General features: G+C 49.3%; 17 protein-coding genes and 1 other annotated feature. Of the genes, 2 read left to right on the top strand and 15 right to left on the bottom strand.

What is annotated here, in order from left to right; all coding sequences use genetic code 11:
- Positions 1 to 67: 67 nt before the first annotated feature.
- The 9 genes from DW677_RS04575 to leuS all read right to left on the bottom strand — a co-directional run bounded on the left by DW677_RS04575 (position 68) and on the right by leuS (position 13552).
- A complete protein-coding gene (locus DW677_RS04575) occupies positions 68 to 1024 on the bottom strand; it encodes an oligopeptide/dipeptide ABC transporter ATP-binding protein (RefSeq protein ID WP_117469694.1) in 957 nt (318 codons plus the stop codon).
- Positions 1024 to 2028 (bottom strand): ABC transporter ATP-binding protein, encoded by a 1005-nt coding sequence (locus DW677_RS04570; RefSeq protein ID WP_117469695.1) that lies wholly within the window; start codon positions 2026 to 2028, stop codon positions 1024 to 1026. The genes DW677_RS04575 and DW677_RS04570 overlap by 1 nt, the downstream gene beginning before the upstream one ends.
- A 13-nt stretch (positions 2029 to 2041) precedes the next feature.
- Positions 2042 to 2938: an ABC transporter permease gene (locus tag DW677_RS04565; RefSeq protein WP_117469696.1), complete on the bottom strand. Its 897-nt coding sequence runs from the start codon at positions 2936 to 2938 to the stop codon at positions 2042 to 2044.
- Between the two features lie 12 nt (positions 2939 to 2950).
- Complete coding sequence (locus DW677_RS04560; protein WP_117469697.1) at positions 2951 to 3883, bottom strand: ABC transporter permease; 933 nt, start codon at positions 3881 to 3883, stop codon at positions 2951 to 2953.
- A 204-nt stretch (positions 3884 to 4087) separates the two neighbouring features.
- Entirely contained in the window at positions 4088 to 5680 is a 1593-nt protein-coding gene (locus tag DW677_RS04555; RefSeq protein ID WP_117566554.1) for an ABC transporter substrate-binding protein, read from the bottom strand.
- A 267-nt stretch (positions 5681 to 5947) separates the two neighbouring features.
- Positions 5948 to 6835: a MurR/RpiR family transcriptional regulator gene (locus tag DW677_RS04550; protein ID WP_181968295.1), complete on the bottom strand. Its 888-nt coding sequence runs from the start codon at positions 6833 to 6835 to the stop codon at positions 5948 to 5950.
- A 286-nt stretch (positions 6836 to 7121) separates the two neighbouring features.
- Positions 7122 to 8717: an ABC transporter substrate-binding protein gene (locus tag DW677_RS04545; protein WP_117566552.1), complete on the bottom strand. Its 1596-nt coding sequence runs from the start codon at positions 8715 to 8717 to the stop codon at positions 7122 to 7124.
- 428 nt (positions 8718 to 9145) lie between these two features.
- Entirely contained in the window at positions 9146 to 10741 is a 1596-nt protein-coding gene (locus tag DW677_RS04540; RefSeq protein WP_158553059.1) for an ABC transporter substrate-binding protein, read from the bottom strand.
- A gap of 399 nt (positions 10742 to 11140) precedes the next feature.
- A complete protein-coding gene (gene leuS, locus DW677_RS04535) occupies positions 11141 to 13552 on the bottom strand; it encodes a leucine--tRNA ligase (protein ID WP_117483701.1) in 2412 nt (803 codons plus the stop codon).
- Positions 13553 to 13727: 175 nt separating this feature from the next.
- Positions 13728 to 14001: a binding site (T-box leader), on the bottom strand.
- 257 nt (positions 14002 to 14258) lie between these two features.
- Here leuS and DW677_RS04530 point away from each other — a divergent pair.
- On the top strand, positions 14259 to 15017 hold the full coding sequence (locus DW677_RS04530; RefSeq protein ID WP_015554655.1) for a sulfite exporter TauE/SafE family protein: 759 nt from the start codon (positions 14259 to 14261) through the stop codon (positions 15015 to 15017).
- A gap of 343 nt (positions 15018 to 15360) precedes the next feature.
- On the opposite strand, the gene DW677_RS04520 is transcribed toward DW677_RS04530, so the two are convergent.
- The gene (locus tag DW677_RS04520) at positions 15361 to 16380 is read right to left on the bottom strand and encodes a glycosyltransferase family 2 protein (RefSeq protein WP_117566551.1); all 1020 of its coding nucleotides are present in this window, start codon (positions 16378 to 16380) and stop codon (positions 15361 to 15363) included.
- 408 nt (positions 16381 to 16788) lie between these two features.
- Between DW677_RS04520 and arcC the strand changes: the two genes are divergently transcribed.
- A complete protein-coding gene (gene arcC / locus DW677_RS04515) occupies positions 16789 to 17718 on the top strand; it encodes a carbamate kinase (RefSeq protein ID WP_117566550.1) in 930 nt (309 codons plus the stop codon).
- A gap of 340 nt (positions 17719 to 18058) precedes the next feature.
- On the opposite strand, the gene DW677_RS04510 is transcribed toward arcC, so the two are convergent.
- The 5 genes from DW677_RS04510 to DW677_RS04490 are packed head-to-tail and all read right to left on the bottom strand — an operon-like array spanning position 18059 to position 21853.
- On the bottom strand, positions 18059 to 18853 hold the full coding sequence (locus DW677_RS04510) for an RnfABCDGE type electron transport complex subunit B (RefSeq protein ID WP_117566549.1): 795 nt from the start codon (positions 18851 to 18853) through the stop codon (positions 18059 to 18061).
- Positions 18854 to 18866: 13 nt separating this feature from the next.
- Complete coding sequence (gene rsxA, locus DW677_RS04505) at positions 18867 to 19442, bottom strand: electron transport complex subunit RsxA (RefSeq protein WP_117469707.1); 576 nt, start codon at positions 19440 to 19442, stop codon at positions 18867 to 18869.
- A 15-nt stretch (positions 19443 to 19457) separates the two neighbouring features.
- Entirely contained in the window at positions 19458 to 20291 is an 834-nt protein-coding gene (locus tag DW677_RS04500) for an electron transport complex subunit E (protein ID WP_117469708.1), read from the bottom strand.
- Positions 20292 to 20304: 13 nt separating this feature from the next.
- Positions 20305 to 20922, bottom strand: coding sequence for an RnfABCDGE type electron transport complex subunit G (locus tag DW677_RS04495; protein WP_117469709.1), 618 nt, complete (start codon positions 20920 to 20922; stop codon positions 20305 to 20307).
- The gene (locus DW677_RS04490) at positions 20909 to 21853 is read right to left on the bottom strand and encodes an RnfABCDGE type electron transport complex subunit D (RefSeq protein WP_117566548.1); all 945 of its coding nucleotides are present in this window, start codon (positions 21851 to 21853) and stop codon (positions 20909 to 20911) included. Before DW677_RS04490 ends, DW677_RS04495 begins: the two co-directional genes overlap by 14 nt.
- Between the last annotated feature and the right edge of the window lie 4 nt (positions 21854 to 21857).

Genomic DNA, 21857 nt, shown 5'->3' with positions numbered 1-21857 from the left:
CAGAGCAAACAATCATTTAAAACAGTATACCCCCGCCAGATACCGGCGGGGGCATATGAATGTCTCCTTATTTGCCTTCCGTCAGATGGCATGCCACGAAATGATTCGGTTCGATCTCGCGGAGTACCGGTTCCTCGCTTCTGCAGCGGTCTGTCGCATACGGACAGCGGGCAGCAAAACGGCAACCGGGCTTCGGGTTGATCGGGGAAGTGATCTCGCCCTTTAAGATGATGCGCTCTCTCTTCTTTTTCAGGCTTGGTACCGGAATTGCGGAGAGCAGAGCCTGTGTATACGGATGGGTCGGCTTATCGAAAAGCAGCTCAGACGGAGCTTTCTCGATGAGCTGTCCAAGATACATAACTGCAATATCATCCGCAAAGTGGTTGACAACGGAAAGGTCGTGTGTGATAAAGATATAGGTTAATCCCATCTGTTCCTGAAGATCCTGCATCAGGTTTAAGATCTGCGCCTGAATGGATACGTCAAGGGCAGAAACCGGCTCGTCGCAGACGATCAGCTTCGGTTTCATCGCAAGCGCTCTCGCGATACCGATACGCTGGCGGCGGCCACCGTCAAGCTCATGCGGGTATGTATTGATCAGGCGGTCTGCAAGACCTACGACCTGCATCAGCTCACGCACTCGGTCCATACGGGCTTTCGGGTCCGTAATAAGCTTCTGGAGCTTTAACGGCTCAGCAATGATCTCACTGACTGTCTTTCTCGGGTCAAGGGACGCGTACGGGTCCTGGAAGATCAACTGCATGTCACGTCTTAAGAGACGGAGCTCATTTTTATTCTTTTTACATACATCCTCACCATCGAAGATGACCTCACCGGAGGTCGGCTCGATGAGACGTAAAATCGAACGTCCTGTGGTGGACTTACCGCATCCGGACTCACCTACGATACCGAGGGTTTTTCCACGTTCCAGAGTGAAGTTCACGTCATCGACCGCATGGAGCAGTCCCTTTGGAGTGTTGAAATATTTTTTCAAGTGTTTTACTTCAAGGATCGTATCTGCCATTACTGCTCACTCCTTTCAATGGAAAATCCCGGCTCTTCGTAGCGGACGCAGCGCACATAGTGCGTATCGCTCGCCCACTTCTTTTCCGGTCTGTCTTTTTTGCACGCTTCTGTGCAGTACTTACATCTCGGGGAGAACGGGCAGCCCTTCGGAAGGTTTGTCGGATCCGGCATCAGGCCCGGAATCGGCTGAAGTCTCGCCTTGCGGTCCTCAATGTTCGGAAGAGAACCGAAAAGACCTTCTGTGTATGGGTGCATGGTGTGGTTGAAGATATCTTCCAGAGTTCCATGCTCAACGATCTGTCCAGCATATACAACGGAGACCTCATCACAGACCTCTGCGATAATTCCCAGATCATGGGTGATCATGATCATCGCGGATCCAAATTTCTTTCTTAAATCCTTCATCGTCTCGAGAACCTGTGCCTGAATTGTCACATCGAGAGCGGTTGTCGGCTCATCGGCAAGAAGGAGCTTCGGGTTGCAGGCAAGAGCCATAGCGATCACGACACGCTGCTTCATACCACCGGAGAACTGGTGCGGATACTCACCGAAACGTTCTCTCGGGATACCCACGACTTCCAGCATATCGCCAGCCTTCTGCTCAGCCTCTTTCTCACTGATCTTATCATGGAGCTTGATAACCTCGGCGATCTGGTCACCGACAGTGAGCACCGGGTTTAAGGATGTCATCGGATCCTGGAAGATCATGGAAACGGTATTTCCACGGATCGCCTCCAGCTCCTTCTGCGGCATATTTAAGATATCTTTTCCGTCAAGAAGGATGGAACCGTTTTTAATAACTCCCGGCGGGTCCGGAACAAGACGCAGGATCGAAAGAGCGGTTGTTGTCTTTCCGGATCCGGTCTCTCCTACCAGTCCTAAGGTTTTTCCGTGCTCTAACTGGATATCGATGCCGTTTACCGCCTCTACAACGCCGTCATCGGTCTCATAATGGATCACAAGATCCTTAATATCAAGAATTAAGTTTTTGTTATCTTCCAATATTTTGTCCTCCCTACTTCTTCAGTTTCGGGTCTAATGCATCACGAAGACCATCGCCTAACAGGTTCAGGGAAAGGATCGTAATGATAATCGCAATACCCGGGAATATGGTCAGGTGCGGAGCGTTTCTTAAGTAAGCACGTCCGCCGGAAAGCATTGCGCCCCACTCCGGTGTCGGAGCCTTTACGCCAAGGCCCAGGAAGCTTAAGCCGGATGTGGAAAGGATCGCGGATGCAACCTTTAAAGATACCTGAACGATGATCGGTGCCATACAGTTCGGGAGAATATGGGAGGAAATGATCTCGAAGTTGTTTGCTCCGATGCATTTCGCCGCCTCTACGAATTCCTGATCCTTTACGGTAAGGACGGAAGCCCGGACGATTCGCGCGTAGCCAGGCACGGAAGAGATCGCGATGGCGAGCATTAAGTTGAAGATGCTCGGTCCAAGTGCGGATACGATCGTGATGGAAAGAAGAAGGCTCGGCACTGCAAGGAAGATATCCATGATACGCATGATCACGTTATCGATCTTTCCGCCGTAGAAGCCTGCGATCGCTCCTAAGGATCCGCCGATCAGAAGTGCGATGGATACGGCTACAACGCCGACGCTTAAGGATACTCTTGATCCGTGAACGAGACGTGCCAGAATATCACGTCCGAACTCATCTGTTCCGAGCCAGTGAGCCGCGCTCGGGGTCTGGAGACGGATAGCTGTGTTCTGTTTGATAACAACGGTATTGTAATCGAACAGGAAATCCGCAAAGATAGAGATCAGTACGAGGAGAGCGACGATTCCAAGACCGATCATTGCCATTTTATTCTTTTTTAAGCGGCGCCAGATCTCTTTAAACTGACCGCGCTTCTTTACAGCCGCGCCGGATGCCGCTTCCTGATTCTTTGATGTTCCCATACGCTTTCCTCCTTATTTTTTCTTATACTGCGCTTTGATACGCGGATCAATGAAAGCGTAGAGAATGTCCACGCAAAGGTTTACGATACTGAAGGTAATGGTCATCATGATAACGCCGCCGAGGACTAACGGGGCATCTTTACTCTTGATGGAGTCTACCAGGAGACGGCCAACGCCAGGCCATGCAAATACGGTCTCGGTAAGAGTCGCGCCGCCAAGAAGGGAACCGAACTGAAGGCCGATAACGGTAACGACCGGGATCAGTGCATTCTTTAATGCGTGTTTCCGGATCACCATTTTCTCCGGCACACCCTTCGCTCTCGCGGTACGGATATAATCCTGACGGATGACCTCAAGCATGGAGGAACGCGTCATACGGCAGATCAGCGCTGCGTCGCCGGTACCAAGGGTGATCGCCGGCATAATGTAGTTCTTCCAGGATCCCATACCGCCGGATGGAAGCCATCCAAGGTTTAAGGAGAATACGATAATGAGCATCAGGCCCAGCCAGAAGTTTGGCGTCGCGACACCCAATAGGGCGGCGACCATTCCGACATTATCGATCGCGCTGTACTGCCTCGTCGCACTGATGATACCGATTGGGAGTGCGATGGCTACTGCTACCAGGATCGACCAGAATGCAAGCTTTGCTGTGTTCGGGAAAGCTGCCATGATCGTCGGGAAAACGTCACGTTTTGTCTTGTAGGATTTACCCATATCGCCGTGAAGAAGGTTCAACATATATTTTCCGTACTGAACGATAACCGGCTGGTCAAGTCCGAGGTCTTTTCTTGTCGCTTCGATCGTCTCTGCGTCTGCCGACTCACCTGCGATCATCGCTGCTGTATCACCTGGCGAAAGGCTTAAGATGAAATAAACCATGAATGTCACGCCGATCAATACCGGGATCAGCATCGCAAGTCTCTTTAACACATATTTGCTCATGCACACCATCCAATCTACCGCGTCCCGCGGCTGTTTTTTTGTGTTTCCGAAACCCGTCTGTCGGGGCCGAAGTTCCGGATCCTTGTCTCAGGGTTTCTGGAATGTTTTCCGGGCTTTCACCGGATTCTGGAAATGGGTACGGATCCCTTTTCGTGACCCGTACCCTGTTTTTGCATGGACTCTGTCCTCTTTGCGGATCAGATATTATTTTTCGTAATGGCAGTTGCCAAGGTAATGCTGTGCGCCTTTGTGAAGCTTGAAGCCCTTTAAGTCTGCACGGACACCGACGTTATCGTATTTGTAGTATAACGGGCACCACGGGGAGATCTCGTGGAGACGATCCTGAAGCTCCTTGTAGAGTCCCATACGCTTGGTATCATCGCTTTCCTTCTGAGCGGCGATGATAAGTTCGTCGACCTTCTCATCTGTTAAGAATGCACGGTTGCCGGTCGCACCATGGTTCTCAGAGTAGAATAACTGGTAGGTGCTTCCGTCTGCGTCAAAGCTTGTGTTGGACCATCCGAGGATGAACATCTCGTGATCACCTGCATTTAAGGAATCCAGCAATGCGCCCCACTCATATGTAGAAATATCAACGGTGATTCCAACTTCAGCGAGCTGTGCCTGAACGATCTGCGCGGAACGTGTACGAACGTCACCGTTTACATAGAGGCTGCACTCAAATCCATTCGGATAACCTGCTTCCGCAAGGAGCTCTTTTGCCTTTTCCGGATCGTACGGATAAGCCTCCTCCTCTTCAGACCAGCCCGGGATCGTGGAGTTGATATAGCTGTTTGCCACAGTACCGCGTCCCTCAATGATCGTATCAACGAAGGTCTGTTTATCCAGCGCGTAGTTGACTGCCTGACGGACTCTCTCATCGGAGAACTTCTCTTTTGTCGTATTCATTCCAAGGTACTCGATGGAAGAAGACGGCTGGGAAAGAAGCGCTACGTCGGAGTTTGCTTCCACGTTCGCACAGTCTGTCGGGTCAACGTTCCATACAAGATCGACCTCTCCTGCCTCAAGAGCGATCGTTCTTGCACTTCCCTCCGGGATTACGCGGACGGTGATGGAAGTTGCGATCGGTTCTGTACCCCAGTATTTTTCGTTCTTTGTCAGGGTGTAGTGATCGTTCGGAACCCACTCCGTAACCGTGAACTCACCGGATCCGAGTACATTCTCCACATCGCCGTAAGCATCGCCTGCTGCTGTAACAGCTGCCTCAGAAACGATACTTAAGTTTGTCTGGGTAGTGATCGTCTTGAACGCTGCGTATGGCTGTGTGAGCTTGAAGGTTACGTGGTAATCATCGTCCGCGATAACCTCTGCGATCTTTGAGGTGTTGGACTTTGTCTTCGGCATATCCTTCGCGCGGTCATACGTAAACTTGACATCCTTCGCTGTTACCGGTGTTCCGTCTGAGAAGCATGCATCCTCACGGAGCTTGAAGGTATACTCTGTATCACTCTTCATCTCATAGCTCTCAGCGAGGTCCGGAACAAGGTTTCCTTCCTCATCGATATCCATCAGAGTGCTGTATACGTGATGGATCAGTACTCCGGATGTGGTATCCTGCTGTCCTGCCGGATCCAGTGTGACAACGTCTGCGCCCATAGCCACAACGATATCTGTCTTTGTGATCTCGCCGCTTCCGCCGTTATCGGTAGCTGTCTGTGCGCTGCCGCCCGCCGGTGCGTTTGTAGACTGATCAGTGTTTCCACCTCCGCAGGCTGTAAGGATCATAGCTGCTGCCATTGCCATTGCTGTTGTTCTTGCAATACCCCTTCTTTTCATTCACAAATTCCTCCTGTTATTTTCTTCCGCTCCCCACAGCGGTCGCACTTCATAACGGTAATATGTGTCAGTATTCACTATACCCGTCATGTAGTACTTAGTTCGATCTCATGAACCAATGATAACAGTTTTGAACAAATTTGTCAATAATTTTCAATTTGCACGGGGTTATTTTAGCAATTTTCATAAATTATTGTGATCTTTTTTGTATTGTATTTACTATACTCCTATCACACTGATGGGTTGACCCCTTTCCGAAGATCCGCCCTATAAACCGTCTTTAACGAAGTCGGTGCTGCCGATTGCACTTCTCACTTCCGAGAGGCGTCCACGGCGTTTATTCGTCTCCTCCGGATTATCCATGGCAGAGAAATATATCAGGGCGTTCGCCACAGACATATATCCCATCACGGAATTATAAAAGAACAGGTCGTGGTTATTGCAGGTAAAGACGGTCGTTCCGTAGGACGCGATCGGTGAAGTTCTCTGATCCGTGATGGCAATCTGCGGGATCTTCTTCTTATCGAGATATCTTGCGGTATTCACGATATGTTTCGCGTATCCGGGTGCGGAAAAGATGATCGCGCAGTCCTCCGGCGTAGCGTGGGCCAGGTAATTATTGTAGAGAGCCCGGCTCAGATTCGAGAGATCGAGCGCCTCCAGCCCCAATGTCAGGAGTCTTCTCGTCGTGTAGGCACAGAGTCCGGTCACCAGCTCGCTTCCCACCACATAGATCGTCCGGGACTGTCTGATGATCGCCACTGCGGAGAGGATATCCTTTAAGGAGACCTGTTCAAAGGTCTTCGCGATCACATTTTTCTCGTTCGCGACGAACTCCTGGAACATTTTTTCCTTATCGTGGTCACCGAACCGGATCCCACCCACATGATCCGCGATCCTGTTTAAACCGTCCCCATGGACCAGTCTCGTCTGCAAATGCTCCCGAAGACGGTTCTTCATCTCCACGAAGCTCTGGGCCCCAATCTTCTTTGTGAACCTTAATATGGTCACCTCCGTCACACCCAGTGTCTCTGAAAGCTCTTTCAAGGAGTAAAAGCAGACCTGATCCGGATATTTGAAGATAAAATCCGCGATCCTTTTCTGAACCGGGCTGAGTTTTTCATAGCTCGCATTTACTTCTTCGAGAATTCCCATGCTCATCTCCTCCTGTTTTACTATTCAGCCCTATCCCTATTTTATCAGCGAATTCTCTGAATAGTTATAATTCACTATACATCGCACTATACATGATAGTGACATTATAACCGAATATCTCATGCAATTCCAGTATTTTTTGTGTAATTTTTAAAAATGTATCCTGACACCTTCAGGCGGCCAGCGCGGCCGCTTGCGGCGATCTGCATCTTCGCACGGTTGCGTGTCGTTGAAAAGGGGGCAGACACCTTCATGTCTGCCCCCGTCTTTCACATTTTAAATATTATCAATCTTCATAGTGGCAGTTGCCAAGGTAGTGCGTTGCGCCCTTGTGAAGCTTGAATCCCTTTAAGTCTGCGCGGACACCGACATTGTCATTTTTGTAGTATAACGGACACCACGGGGAGATCTCATGGAGATATACCTGAAGCTCTTTGTATAACTCCATACGCTTGGTGTCGTCACTCTCTTTCTGCGCGTTGATGATCAGCTCATCGACTTTATCATCAGTTAAGAATGCACGGTTACCGGTTGCTCCATGGTTTCCGGAATAGAATAACTGGTAAGTACTTCCATCCGCGTCGAAGCTTGAATTCGACCATCCGAGGAGGAACATCTCATGCTCACCTGCATTTAAGGAATCGAGAAGAGCGCCCCACTCATAGGTAGAGATATCAACCGTGATTCCAACCTCTGCAAGCTGGGCCTGAATGATCTGGGCGGAACGGGTACGAACGTCGCCGTTTACATAGATCTTGCATTCGAATCCGTTCGGATAGCCGGCTTCCGCAAGAAGCTCCTTCGCCTTCGCCGGATCATACGGATAAGCTTCCACCTCGTCGGTCCAGCCCGGGATCATCGAGTTGATGTAGCTGTTTGCTACAGTTCCACGACCCTCAATGATCGTATCAACAAATGTCTGTTTATCCAGCGCGTAATTGATCGCCTGTCTGACTCTCACATCCTTGAATTTCTCTTTTGTCGTATTCATACCGAGATATTCGATGGAAGAAGACGTCTGGCTCAACAGCGTCACATCCGGATTTGCCTCGATGTTCGCACAGTCTGTCGCGTCAACGTTCCATACAAGATCGACCTCTCCTGCCTCAAGGGCAATGGCGCGGGCGCTTCCCTCCGGGATCACGCGGCAGGTGATCGTTGTAGCGATCGGCATCTCACCCCAGTATTTTTCGTTTCTTGCAAGGGTGTAGTGGTCGTTCGGAACCCACTCGGTAACCGTGAACCCTCCGGATCCGAGAATATTACCAACATCACCGTAGGACTCTCCCGCCGCTGTGACCGCTGCCTCGGAGACGATGCTTAAGTTGCTGTTTGTAATGATCGTCTTAAAAGCTGCATACGGCTGCGTCAGCTTGAAGGTAACATGGTGATCGTCATCCGCGATAACCTCCTCGATCTTGGAGGTATTGGATTTCGTCTTCGGCATATCCTTCGCGCGGTCAAATGTAAACTTTACATCCTTCGCTGTAACCGGCGTGCCATCGGAGAAGCATGCGTCCTGTCTCAGGGTGAAGGTATATTCCGTATCACTCTTCATCTCGTAGCTCTCTGCCAGATCCGGAACAAGGTTGCCATCATCATCGATATCCATCAAGGTACTGTACACATGTTTCATAAGTACAGATGATGTGGTATCCTGCTGTCCTGCCGGATCCAGGGTCACGACGTCAGAGGCCTGGGCAAAGACGATATCTGTCTTTGTGATATTTCCGCCGCCGGAGCTTTCCGCTGTCGCCTGAGTCTCACTGCCGTCTGCCGCCGCGGTCGTTGCCGCCGCATTGTTTCCGCCTCCGCATGCTGTCAGCACCATCGCTGCTCCGACAACGGCTGCCATCGATCTCGCTGCTGTTCTTTTTCTCATTCACATGCCCTCCTTCAAATTATTTCTGTTTCGTCAGAGTGTTGTTGGTAATCGTTGAATGTAAATATTTACTATACCCATATATACACTCTTTTCTGAATTTCATGATTAAAGAATATCATTTTCTAACATTTTTGTCAATAAAGTTTTCCTTTCTGCGCATTTTTTGTTTAATTTGTTTATTTTATTTGGTTTCAGCAATTCTATAGCCATAATCTGTTTACAATTTGTTCAAAATTAACAAAGAGGGATTTCTGCTATGTATAGTAAACGCTAACACTTTCCGGTTCTCAGATCTCCAGATGGATCATTTTCCCCTCTATTTTCTCAAAAGGGCGGGATCAAAAAGATCCCGCCCCAAATTTCTCCGAATATTTATATTATCAGAAATTTATTAAACGATTTGAATGCTCCTGATTTCGCTGTATCTATTCTTCGTAATGGCAGTTACCAAGATAATGCTGTGCGCCTGCATGAAGAGTAAATCCCTTTAAGTCTGCGCGCACACCAACGTTATTCTCTTTGTAGTATAACGGACACCACGGAGATTCATCATGAAGTACAAACTGGAGTTCTTTGTAAAGTTCCATACGTTTTGACTCTTCGCTCTCCCGCTGTGCAGAAAGGATCAGTTCATCAACCTTGTCATTTGAGAAGAATGCGCGGTTTCCGGTTGCACCATGATTTCCGGAATAGAATAACTGATAGGTACTTCCGTCCGGATCAAAGCTCGTGTTGGACCAGCCAAGAAGAAACATTTCGTGTTCGCCTGCATTTAAAGTATCAAGAAGGGCACCCCACTCATATGTGGAAATGTCAACCTTGATTCCTACATCCGCAAGCTGAGCCTGTAGAATCTGTGCAGAACGGGTACGGAGATCGCCATTTACAAAAATCGAGCATTCAAATCCATCCGGGTATCCGGCTTCCGCTAACAATTCTTTCGCTTTTTCCGGATCATACGGATAAGCTTCCACTTCATCGGTCCATCCCGGGATTGCTGCATTGATATAGCTGTTTGCTACAAGACCGCGTCCTTCAATGATCGTGTCAACGAAGGTCTGCTTATCAAGGGCGTAGTTGATAGCCTGACGGACTCTCTTATCAGAAAACTTTTCTTTCTGGGTGTTCATTCCCACGTAGTCAATACCTGTTGACGGCTGCGAAAGAAGTTTTACGTCAGGATTTGACTCTACATTTGCGCAGTCTGTCGGATCTACGCTCCAGACAACATCAATCTCTCCTGCTTCAAGAGCGATCGTGCGGGCACTTCCCTCCGGGATCACACGACAGGTAATAGAGGTTGCGATCGGCATCTCCCCCCAATAATTATCGTTTCTTACAAGAGTATAATGATCGTTTGGCACCCACTCTGTTACCTTAAATGGCCCTGATCCGAGAAGATTATCCACATCACCATACGAATCTCCCGCTTCCGTCACGGCTTTCTCTGAAAGGATACTCAGGTTGTGCTGTGTTACGATTGTTTTAAATGCTGCATACGGCTCTGTCAGTTTAATCGTTACCTCATGATCCCCATTTACGGTAACCTCCTCGATCTTTGAGGTATTCGACTTTGTCTTCGGCATTCCCTTCGCGCGATCCAGAGAAAATTTAACATCCTGAGCTGTCACCGGAGTGCCGTCCCAGAAGCAGGCATCTTCGCGGAGTTTAAACACATACTCCGTGTCGCTCTTCATCTCATAGCTTTCTGCCAGATCCGGAACCACCTTTCCTTCATTATCAACGTCCAAAAGCGTACTGTACGCATGTTTCATCAGCACACCCGAAGTCGTATCCTGTTGTCCCGCAGGATCAAGCGTAACAATATCCGACGCCTGACCGACAACGATATCTGTTTTTGTGATCTTCCCGCTTTCTGCACTCTCAGAAGCTGTCTGAGTCTCTCCTCCGGAAGAAGCACCTGTCGTAGGAGCTGTAGTGTTTCCACCTCCACAGGCTGTGAGCACCATTGCTGCTCCCATAAGTGCCGCCATCGACCTCGCTGCTGTTCTTTTTTTCATTCGCATATCCTCCCTCTTATTTTCAGACAGGTATCTCATCTGCACTGTCCTTCTTAAAATTTATAAAATAAGAATATCACCATTTGTTACTTATTGTCAATTAAATTTGTTATTTCACGATTATTTTGTTTATTTTGTATAATTTATTTTCTGTTTTTTGACATTATGTACATGCACGAGGAACATATGTCTTTATTGACTCACAGAAGCAAAAAAGGCACTGAAAGCCGTTTCTGCTTAGAAAGCGACTTTCAATGCCTCAATCTGACGCAGCAGGTCCCAGTCTCTATCACATGTCTGAACTGCTGCTCTTATTTATCGTAACTGTTCACTGCATTCAAGCTTATGCTTTACTGCAATCAACGCAGCAGATGCGCAGACCTGCTGAATCATTACTTCTTATTTTACAACAAGGTTTACAATCTTCTTCGGAACATAGATCTCTTTCACGATATTTCCAGTGATCTTTCCTTCTACCGCAGCTTTACCTGCAGCAATCGCATCCTCTTTTGCGATATCAGCCGGAACCATGATGACCGCTTTTACCTTACCGTTTACCTGTACAGCAACCTCGATCTCATCGTCCTTCATCGCTTCCTCATCGCACTCCGGCCATGTTGCGTGGAATACGCTGTCTGTGCCGCCAAGCTCTCTCCAGAGCTCCTCGCCAAGGTGCGGAGTAAACGGAGCCAGTAAGATCACGAAGGTCTTTAAGGTCTCCTTGTCGATTCCGCCTTCCTTCTTTGCGACGTCTGTGAGCTTATTGCAGTACTCCATGAATCCGGATACGACCGTATTCAGGCTGAACTGGTTGAAACGTGTCTCGATATCGTAGACAAGCTTGTGGCGGAGCTTCACCATCTCCTTTGTCTCCTTGATATCCTTGTCCTTGCTGTCCATCACAAGGTTGTAGAAACGATTCAAGAATCTGGCAACGCCCTCGATTCCTCTGTCGTCCCACTCGGCATCCAGCTCCGGCGGTCCAACGAAGAGCTCGTACATTCTTAACGCATCACAACCGTAATCTCTTACAAGATCATCCGGGGAGACAACATTTCCTTTGGACTTACTCATCTTGATACCATTCTTGCCGGTGATCATACCCTGGTTGAACAGCTTCTTAAACGGCTCGTCAAAATCTACCACTCCGATATCATATAAGAACTTCGTGTAAAATCTGGAGTACAGGAGGTGAAGGACAGCATGCTCAACACCGCCGATATACATATCTACCGGAAGGTACTTGTCTGCTTTCTCCTTGGATACAAGCTCCTTGTCGTTCTTGTTGTCCACATAACGTAAGAAGTACCAGGAGGAACCGGCCCACTGTGGCATGGTGTTTGTCTCACGTTTTGCCGGAGCGCCACAGCACGGGCATGTCGTGTTGACCCAGGAATCGATCGCCGCAAGCGGGGACTCACCGGTACCGGTCGGCTGATAGCTCTCAACCTCCGGAAGTTTTAACGGAAGCTGATCCTCCGGGACCGGAACATTGCCGCACTTCGGGCAGTGAACGATCGGGATCGGCTCGCCCCAGTAACGCTGGCGGGAGAATACCCAGTCACGCAGCTTGTAGTTAACGGTCTTCTTTCCGATACCCATCTTCTCGATGATGTGCGGAGCTTCTTTCTTTAAGACGGAAGACTCCATGCCGTTCCACTCGCCGGAGTTGATCATGGTTCCCTTTGCGTCTGTGTAAGCCTCTGTCATGTTTTCGATCTCTTTGCCGTCCTGGGCGATGACCTGGATGATCGGAAGACCGAATTTCTTTGCGAACTCGAAGTCACGGTCGTCGTGTGCCGGTACGCACATGATCGCTCCGGTACCGTAGTCAGCGAGAACATAATCAGACAGCCAGATCGGAACTTCCTTACCGTTTAACGGGTTGATCGCATAGGATCCTGTGAAGACGCCTGTCTTTTCCTTGCCCTGGAGACGGTCTACGTTGGACTTCATGGATGCGTCGAAGATGTACTTCTCAACAGCCTCTCTCGTCTCATCCGTTGCAAGCTCTTTCGCAAGCTTATGCTCCGGGGAGAGTACCATGAAGGTTGCGCCGTGAAGCGTATCCGGTCTTGTTGTGTAGACAGTGATCTTCTCGTCGCGTCCCTTTACCGGGAACTCAACTTCTGCACCGTAGGATTTGCCGATCCAGTCTGTCTGCATCTTTTTAACCTTCTCCGGCCAGTCAAGCTTGTCAAGATCATCCAGAAGACGGTCTGCGTATGCTGTGATCTTTAACATCCACTGACGGAGATTCTTCTTTGTAACCGGTGTGCCGCAGCGCTCGCAGCAGCCGTTTACAACTTCCTCGTTCGCGAGGCCTGTCTTACAGGACGGACACCAGTTGATCGGGAATTCCTTCTCATATGCGAGTCCTTTTTTGAACATCTGTACGAAGATCCACTGGGTCCATTTGTAGAAGGACGGATCTGTCGTGTTTACTTCCATATCCCAGTCATAAAGTGCTGCGATCTGGTTGATCTGGCGTTTGATATTTTTGATATTTGACGCTGTGGAGATCGCCGGATGAACCCCCATCTTGATCGCATAGTTCTCAGCCGGAAGGCCGAACGCGTCCCAGCCCATCGGGTGGATCACATATTTTCCCTTTAATAACTGATAACGACTCCATACATCGGAGATTACATAACCTCTCCAGTGACCTACATGAAGTCCACTGCCGGACGGATACGGGAACATATCCAGACAGTAATACTTCTCTTTCTTTCCATCATTGACATTGATCGGATTCTTTTCCCAGTTCTCACGCCACTTGCTCTCAATGGCGGTGTGGTTGTACTGTGCCATGACGCTTTTCTCCTCCATTTCATATCGTTGAAGGCGGTGCAAAATACGCTCCGCGGATTTCGCCCGCCGCCGCTGCATTTACCGGAATCCGGGAACTCCCAGACCCTGTTCGATTGCCTGACCGCTTTTCCGGTTTCCGGGCAACAAAAAAGTCCCTCTATCTCTATCATAATTTTATAGAGACGTGGGGGACTTAGATTCTCACGCGGTACCACTCTATTTCATACAGGGCTTTCACCCGTATGCACTCATTTTCCGATAACGGCGGAAACCGGCAATGCCTATCTGAGGATATCCGCAGACAGCGTTTCGTTTTCCCGCTGCTCTGCCTGCTCTTTCAGCATGCTGCTCCGAGGCGAGTTCGGAAAGCTTCTGGACTCTGCCTCGCACCGCCCGGCAGTTCTCTGTACCCCGTCTTCTCTCTTACTGTTCCTCTTCGACGCATTTTAACTCAATAAATTTACCATAGAATCCCGGTTCTGTCAAGGTGTCTTGTACGGTTCAATTCTGCCAGAAATGCGTTCATCGCACCGACAGGCAGGCTGCAGTGTGCAGCGCAAAGAAGCGCTCCTGCCGGAAAACCGATTGACTTTTTGAGAGTTCTTATATAGTATGGAAGGACAGGTCTCAACCTGAATTTTATCAGAAAAAGCGGCATTGCAGCATTTTTTCATCTGCCCGCCGCAAAAATACAAGGGGGATATCCATGGAATACATCCATAATCTGATCTGGCTCTGCCCGCTCCTCTTCATTGCGGGATTTATCGACTCTATCGCCGGAGGAGGCGGCCTGATCGCGCTTCCGGCTTATATGATGTGCGGAATGCCGATCTACTATGTTTACGGCTGCAACAAGTTCCAGTGCGCCTTCGGAAGCACCGTGGCGGCATGGAAATACTTTAAAAACGGCTGTCTCGACCTTAAGATCACGCTGATCAGCGCAGTGACCTCGTTCCTCTGCTCCATGCTCGGAACAAGGATCATCTTTTACCTCAAAGAGGAACAGATCCGCTCGATGTTAATGGTACTGCTTCCACTCACCGCGGTCCTCGTGATCTTTATGAAGAACGCCTGGAACTATACCGATACAAAAAAGCCGCTGATCCTGCCGAATGTACTCCGCGCCCTCTTTATCGGAATGACCATCGGCCTTTACGACAGCCTCTACGGACCGGGCGGCGGCACAATCGCCATGCTGCTCTTCACGTTTCTTTTAAAATACGATGTCCGCACTGCCTCCGGAAACGCGAAGCTCACGTTGATCGTTTCCAACTACACAGCGCTCCTCTCCTATATCCTTTCCGGAAATGTGTTCTACATGATCGCGATCCCGTGTGCCGTAAGCAACGTTCTCGGAAACTATATCGGTGCCGGCTTCGCCATCAAAAACGGCGCGAAGATCATCCGGCCGGTGATGATCTGCGTAGTGACGGTGCTGATCGTGAAAATTGTTCTTGGAAAGTAAAACAAGTGAAAACACGTTTCGCGAGTTTCCCCTTGTCATCGCAATAGTCGCCACGGTCTCACGCATGCGCGGACTTTGGATCGTTGTTCGCGTAAATTATACGAGCGTGCTTATTTTACATAGGCACGCTCGTTTACTATCATCAATTCAGCCGTATCTTTTTCCCCTCTGTTTCCTTCTTACCACACCGGAAACTACCTGCTCTTTCCGTACCGGTTTCCGTCCTCTGTCACAAACCAGCCGTCCGGAGTCCTGCGGTTTGCGTAGAGGATGCCTTTTGTTCCGTCCGGGATCGGGTTGAAGTAGTACCACTTTCCATTGATCTCGATCCATCTCCCGGCATTTAGTTAAATCCGAAAAACTTCTGCGCGATCTTATATCCCGCGATGGAGAGGGATCTTCCGCCTTTTCCTGGAAGGTTCATGCCCTGTCCCAGGAAGCCCCAGCGGAGTCGCAGATAGAGCGCCGGATTGGATTTTTTCAGTTCTTCCCACAACGCTTTTTTCTTTGCCATATTCTCCTCGCTGCCGGACTTGATCGCAAGGATCGAGCAGATGACCATCATAATCTCCAGATAGCGGACCATATAGTGGCGGAGCTTCCGGTTCTGGATCTTTGTCACATCGTAGTAGCCAAGCATCAGCTTCGTCACACGGATCTGCTGGTCGATCCTTCCGATCATGACCTGTTCGTTGACAGACTGGTCCGAGCGGCCGATAAAGTAGCGGTAGAAGTTCACATCAAGATAGTACATCGTATGTACATGCGGGAGCGGCTCGTAGACAAAGATATTGTCCACATAGAACGTGTGCTCCGGGAGTTCCAGCTTACAGTCCCTTAAGAGCTCGGTGCGGTAGATCACGGAATGCATCAGGATATACTGTCCTGCTACGAACACCTTCACATCGTTCCAGCTAAAGAGCTCATCTTTCGGAAGCGCCAGCTTGTAGCTCATGACCTTCTTGTGTCTTGCGCCCTGTTTCTCATAGACAAAGTTTGTGATCAGCATATCGAGGGTGTCTTTTCCGTAGACGAAGCGGCGCAGGGTGTCAAGCACCTGTCTGTATGCCTGCTCATTGACCCAGTCATCACTGTCCACGACCTTAAAATAGATCCCGGTAGCGGCCTTTAATCCCGCGTTTACCGCAGCGCCATGTCCGCCGTTCTCCTGATGGATCGCTTTGCAGATCCCCGGATATTCTTTCTCGTAGCGGTCAGCGATCTCGGCCGTATTGTCTTTTGTGGAACCGTCGTCCACGATCAGGATCTCCACCTCATTTCCGCCCGGAAGCAGAGACTTGATACAATTTTCCATATACGCCGCTGAATTGTAGCACGGAATTGCTATCGATAACAGCTTCAAAATTGTTTCCTCCTTAAATTCCCCCTGTCGGGGATCTTTCGTTCCTGTCTGTGCCAGGCACAGACAGGAACGTTTTTCGACTCAGTTGTTCTCATTTTATCATAAATTATCTGAAAAAGCAAAAAATTATTTCTTTCGATTCTCTTTCGTTCCAGTACAGGATTCATTCGCTAATCTTCTGCTTCCGAAGAACCCTGCGAAATTTTCAGTTCAAAATTTTTCTACCTGGGTCCCATCATAAAACTTCGAGTTTTTTCTTCCATAATCACTTAAAATATGGTAAAATATCTGAAAATACATAAATGCAGGCCGCTTTCTACCGGTCCGCGGAGAAAACTTATCCGCGGCTCCCCTTTAAGCAGATCTGCCCCAACGATATCGGTATGTAATAGAAATGAGGGATTCGATATGGCAAAGAAAAGACTTGTTTTAGCACTTGGACATGATGCTCTCGGAACAAACCTTCCGGAGCAGAAAAACGCCGTTACAAAGACGGCGAAAGCCATCGCCGATTTTATTCAGGACGGCTGGCAGGTTGTGATCACCCACGGAAATACTCCGCAGCTCGGTATGATCCACACCGCGTTAAATGAATTTGCGAAAAATCATGAAGGTTACACTCCGGCTCCGATGTCCGTCTGCTCCGCAATGAGCCAGGGATATATCGGCTACGATCTCCAGAACGCTCTCCGCTCCGAGCTTATCAAACGTGGCATTTACAAAGCTGTATCTACGATCTTAACACAGGTTACAGTTGACCCGTACGATGAGTCCTCCTACACTCCGCTGAAGGTGGTTGGACGTGTGATGAACGCCGAGGAGGCAAAAGAGGAAGAGGCAAAGGGTAACTTCGTTGTGAAGGAAGGCGACGGCTACCGCCGTATCGTTGCGGCTCCGAAGCCGGTCGCAATCGTTGAGATCGACGCGATCCGCGCTCTCGCTGATGCTGACCAGCCGGTGATCGCTGCAGGCGGCGGCGGAATCCCGGTTATGGAACAGGGCTCCCACTTAAAGGGTGCCAGCGCTGTGATCGAGAAAGACCGCGCAGCCGGACTTCTCGCGAAGGAACTTGACGCTGATGTCCTGATGTTCATCACAGGTGTTCCGAATGTCGTATTAAATTACGGCAGTGATCACCCGATCAACATCGATAAGATGACAACGGCTGACGCAGCCCGCTATGCCGAGGAAGGCCATTTTAAGACAGGTTCCATGCTGCCGAAGGTTGAAAGCTCCATCGACTTCATCAACGCAGGAAAAGGACGGCGCGCGATCATCACTTCCCTTGACGGTGCAAAGAGCGCTTTAGCCGGTAAAGGCGGCACAACGATCCAGTAGGCAATATATTCTGATTTGACCCCGGTCAATCTGATTTAAACCCAGAACAAACAAAAGCATAATCCCAGGGAATTCTATATGAGAACTTCTCTGGGATCTTTTTTCAAATACTCCTCTCCCAACTGTCCTGATCATACAAATCTCTTTAGCGAAAATAATAAAGAATGCGCCAAGGTGCAGTCTCCTACGACAATCTACATCTTCACGCGAGTGTGTATCATTGGCTCGTTAGTGCCTTTTGTGTAATAGGAAATTCCGCGTAATCTCCTATTACACAAAAAAAGACCCGCCGGAAAGCATTTCTGCCTTCCGCGGGTCTTTTCTATATGTTGTTACCCAATCAGATAATAACATGTGCCGGGCACTTCGCCGCGCACTTGCCGCAGCCGGTACACTTTGTGTAATCGATCACAGCAACGTTGTTATCCATATGAATCGCATCGAATTCACACTGCTTTGTGCAGAGCGTACATCCGATACAGCCTGCCTCGCAGACCTTCTTGACAGCCGGTCCTTTGTCGTGGGAGCTGCACTGTACAAGGTGGTTTGCCTTGTACGGAACGAGCTCGATCAGGTGACGCGGACAAGCCTCTGCGCACTTACCACAGGCAACGCACTTCTCCTTGTCGACAACGGCAACACCGTTTACAACATGGATCGCGTCAAACTGACATTCCTTTACACAGCTTCCGGAACCGAGACATCCAAAGGTACATCCCTTGGAGCCGCCGCCCGGAACTGCATCTGCGATCTTGTGGCAGTCGTCAATACCATAATAGTTGTATTTCACAGTTGCCTTATCGCAGGTACCTTTACATTTTACGAATGCAACTTTCTTCTCAGCGGAACCAGCTTCAACGCCCATGATCGCAGCGATCTTTTCTCCTACCGGAGCGCCGCCGACCGGACACTGGTCAACCTTTGCCTTGCCCTCTGCAATTGCTTTTGCAAGAGCGTCACAGCCTGCGTAACCGCAGCCGCCGCAGTTGTTGCCCGGAAGCTCTGCACGAACCAGAATTTCCTTCTCGTCTACTTCTACTTTAAACTTCTCGCTGGCGATTCCAAGGAGTACGCCGATGACGATACCGACGATACCGACAACCGCAGCAGCGATGATAATGCCTGTCATGTTCATCTCTCGTTCCTCCTTAAATCATTCCGGAAAATCCGAAGAGAGCGATCGACATTAAGCTTGCTGTGATCAGAACGATCGGAGATCCCTGAAAAGCGTGCGGCACATCATTGTGCTCGATCTTCTCACGGATACCTGCAAGCAGGACGATGGCGATCAGGAATCCAACGGAAATACCGATACCGTTTACGACACTCTGAATGAAGTTGTAGCTCTTCTGTACGTTTGTCAGCGCAACACCGAGAACCGCACAGTTTGTTGTAATTAACGGAAGGTATACGCCGAGTGCCTCATAAAGGCTTACCATGTTCTTCTTTAAGAACATCTCAACGAACTGAACCAGAGCCGCGATTACAAGGATAAATACGATCGTCTGTAAATACTCGATATGGAGCTTTACGAGAACGAAATCATAAACAAGGCTTGTGCAGGCAGACGCGATCGTAATAACGAATACGACTGCAGCGCCCATACCAGCTGCTGTCTCTGTTTTCTTGGATACACCAAGGAACGGGCAAAGACCGAGGAACTGGCTTAAAACAACGTTATTCACCAGGGCAGAACCGATGGCGATCAATAAAAGTTCTTTCATTTCTCCATTTCCTCCTTAATTTTCTTTGCCGGCGTCTGCTGCTTCAGTCTTAGCTGCCTCTGCCGCTTTTGCAGCCTCAGCTGCCTTCTTAGCTGCGAGAGCCTTCTCTGCCGCTGCCTTCTTTGCTGCCGCTGCAGCTGCCGCTTCCTCTGCCTTCTTCTCAGCGAGAGCAGCATGGTTTGTCATGCTGACACAGCCCGCACAGCTTGCGCAGTTACCACCGCATACAAGGTCAGACTTCGGTGCGTCGCCGTTTGTCGCGCATGGAAGACGGAGCTTGTTCTGGATCGCGGAAAGCATAGCCAGAGTGAACAGAGCACCCGGTGCAAGGATGATGATGGAAATGTGGTAAGCTTCCGGAATAACGGTGTGTCCGAAGATCGCACCTGCACCGAAGAGCTCACGGCACATACCGATGACGGTAAGGGAAAGAGAGAATCCAAGTCCCATACCAAGACCATCGAAGAAAGATTCAACCGGACCGTTCTTGCAGGCATATGACTCTGCACGGCCAAGGATGATACAGTTAACAACGATAAGCGGGATATAAATACCCAAAGATGCATACAGGGACGGAACGTAGCCCTGCATTAAGAGCTGTACGACTGTAACCAGGCTGGCTACGACTACGATGAAGGCCGGAATACGGACTCTGTCCGGAATGATCTTACGCAGTGCAGAGATCAGCAGGTTGGAAAACATCAGTACGGCTGTTGTGGAAAGTCCCATGCCGAGACCGTTGATGGCAGATGTTGTCGTCGCAAGAGTCGGACACATACCTAACATCAGGATGAAGGTTGGGTTTTCCTTGATAATACCGTTATATAAACGTTCTACGCATTTATTCATGAATGCCCACCTCCTAGTTTAAGCAGTTATGCAGATAGTATAAAGCTGCATTGACTGCGTTTGTTGTAGCGTTTGATGTGATGGTGGCACCGCTGATGGCATTGATCTCAGTGTCGGACGCGGAACCGGACTTTGTTACGCTTAAGCTCTCGCAGTTCTTGCCAACGTACTGATTTCTGTAGTCATCATCTTTCGCCTTTAAGCCAAGACCAGGAGTATCGCTTGTCTCACGGATACCAACACCTGTGATGGCGCCGTCCGCATCAAAGCCGATAGAGAGCTTGACAGCTCCGCCATAGGAGTCGTTAGACAGGGAGTTGATCACATGTCCTACGACTGCTCCGCTCGCGTCCTTTGCCTCGAGAACGGACTCGATCGCAACGCCGCCGAAGCCGAGATTTGCGATCTCGTCTGCTGTCTCAGCGATCTTTTCTGTGGAACCTTCCACATCATCGAAGCTCTCTGCCTCCGGAAGGACCTGTTTGTAGGTTGCGTTGTTGGCTGCGATGGTAGCCGCCTCGATCGGAGCTTTTGTCACATCATAGACAACGCCGAGACATAAACCGGAAACCAGGGTGATCGCACAAAGGATCAGGGCATCTTTCATAAATCCAGACTTACTTGCTGCCATTTTTCTTACCCCCTTTTCCGAATGCTGTCGGGAGAGTTACCTTCTCAATCAACGGAACAAGCATGTTGCAGAAGATGATCGCGTAAGAAACGCCCTCTGCACCGCTTCCGAAGATACGGAACAGTCCTGTTAAAATACCAAGGCAGATACCAAATACGATCTGTCCTTTTGCAGTGATCGGGCTTGTTACATAGTCGGTAGCCATGAAGAATGCACCGAAGATCAGTCCGCCGCCGCAGATCTCAGCAAGCACGTAGTTGATATTGTGCTGGCCAAAGATAAATGCGAATACTGCAAAGGAAAGGATATATGCTGCCGGGATGCGGATCGTAATTACTTTCTTAACGAGCAGGTATGCCGCACCGATTAAAAGGGCAATTACGGAAACCTCACCGATAGTTCCCGGGATCTTACCGATAAACATTGCTGCAAGATCATATGTATCACCGGCTTTGATCGCCGCAAGAGGAGTTGCGCTTGCAACTGCGTCTGTTACCGGGTCTGTGAACTTTGTCATAGCCTGTGCAAAGGAGATCAGCATAAAGCATCTTGCTGCCAGAGCCGGGTTCATCCAGTTCTGACCAAGTCCGCCGTAAAGCTGTTTTACGACAATGATCGCGAATACACCGCCAAGGATCGGCATCCATAACGGAATTGCCGGCGGCATATTTAAGCCTAAGATCATACCTGTAACAAGAGCACTGCCGTCACTGATGGTAACCGGCTTGTGCATCAATGTCTCAAAAAGATATTCACTGAGTACACAGGAAAGAACCGTTGCAACAACAACGATAAGGGAATAGATACCGAACTGCATCACGCCCCAGATCGTAGCCGGAAGCATTGCGATCGCCACATCGTACATTAAGTTCTTTGTGGAAACACCGCAGCGTACGTGAGGGGATGATGATACGTTTAATAATTTACTCATTTGT

The sequence above is a fragment of the Clostridium sp. AM25-23AC genome (assembly GCF_003435125.1).
Taxonomy (GTDB): Bacteria; Bacillota; Clostridia; order Lachnospirales; family Lachnospiraceae; genus Pilosibacter; species Pilosibacter fragilis.
The sequence above is the reverse complement of the archived record's forward strand: the minus strand, read 5'-3'. Positions and strand labels throughout refer to the sequence as shown.

Coding starts and splice junctions, on each gene's coding strand:
- DW677_RS04510 (WP_117566549.1), bottom strand. CDS start 18,853: ATGAACATGACAGGCATTATCATCGCTGCTGCGGTTGTCGGTATCGTC.
- DW677_RS04500 (WP_117469708.1), bottom strand. CDS start 20,291: ATGAATAAATGCGTAGAACGTTTATATAACGGTATTATCAAGGAAAAC.
- DW677_RS04550 (WP_181968295.1), bottom strand. CDS start 6,835: ATGGGAATTCTCGAAGAAGTAAATGCGAGCTATGAAAAACTCAGCCCG.
- rsxA (WP_117469707.1), bottom strand. CDS start 19,442: ATGAAAGAACTTTTATTGATCGCCATCGGTTCTGCCCTGGTGAATAAC.
- DW677_RS04555 (WP_117566554.1), bottom strand. CDS start 5,680: ATGAAAAGAAGGGGTATTGCAAGAACAACAGCAATGGCAATGGCAGCA.
- DW677_RS04545 (WP_117566552.1), bottom strand. CDS start 8,717: ATGAGAAAAAGAACAGCAGCGAGATCGATGGCAGCCGTTGTCGGAGCA.
- arcC (WP_117566550.1), top strand. CDS start 16,789: ATGGCAAAGAAAAGACTTGTTTTAGCACTTGGACATGATGCTCTCGGA.
- DW677_RS04495 (WP_117469709.1), bottom strand. CDS start 20,922: ATGGCAGCAAGTAAGTCTGGATTTATGAAAGATGCCCTGATCCTTTGT.
- DW677_RS04490 (WP_117566548.1), bottom strand. CDS start 21,853: ATGAGTAAATTATTAAACGTATCATCATCCCCTCACGTACGCTGCGGT.
- DW677_RS04540 (WP_158553059.1), bottom strand. CDS start 10,741: ATGAAAAAAAGAACAGCAGCGAGGTCGATGGCGGCACTTATGGGAGCA.
- DW677_RS04560 (WP_117469697.1), bottom strand. CDS start 3,883: ATGAGCAAATATGTGTTAAAGAGACTTGCGATGCTGATCCCGGTATTG.
- DW677_RS04565 (WP_117469696.1), bottom strand. CDS start 2,938: ATGGGAACATCAAAGAATCAGGAAGCGGCATCCGGCGCGGCTGTAAAG.
- DW677_RS04575 (WP_117469694.1), bottom strand. CDS start 1,024: ATGGCAGATACGATCCTTGAAGTAAAACACTTGAAAAAATATTTCAAC.
- leuS (WP_117483701.1), bottom strand. CDS start 13,552: ATGGCACAGTACAACCACACCGCCATTGAGAGCAAGTGGCGTGAGAAC.
- DW677_RS04530 (WP_015554655.1), top strand. CDS start 14,259: ATGGAATACATCCATAATCTGATCTGGCTCTGCCCGCTCCTCTTCATT.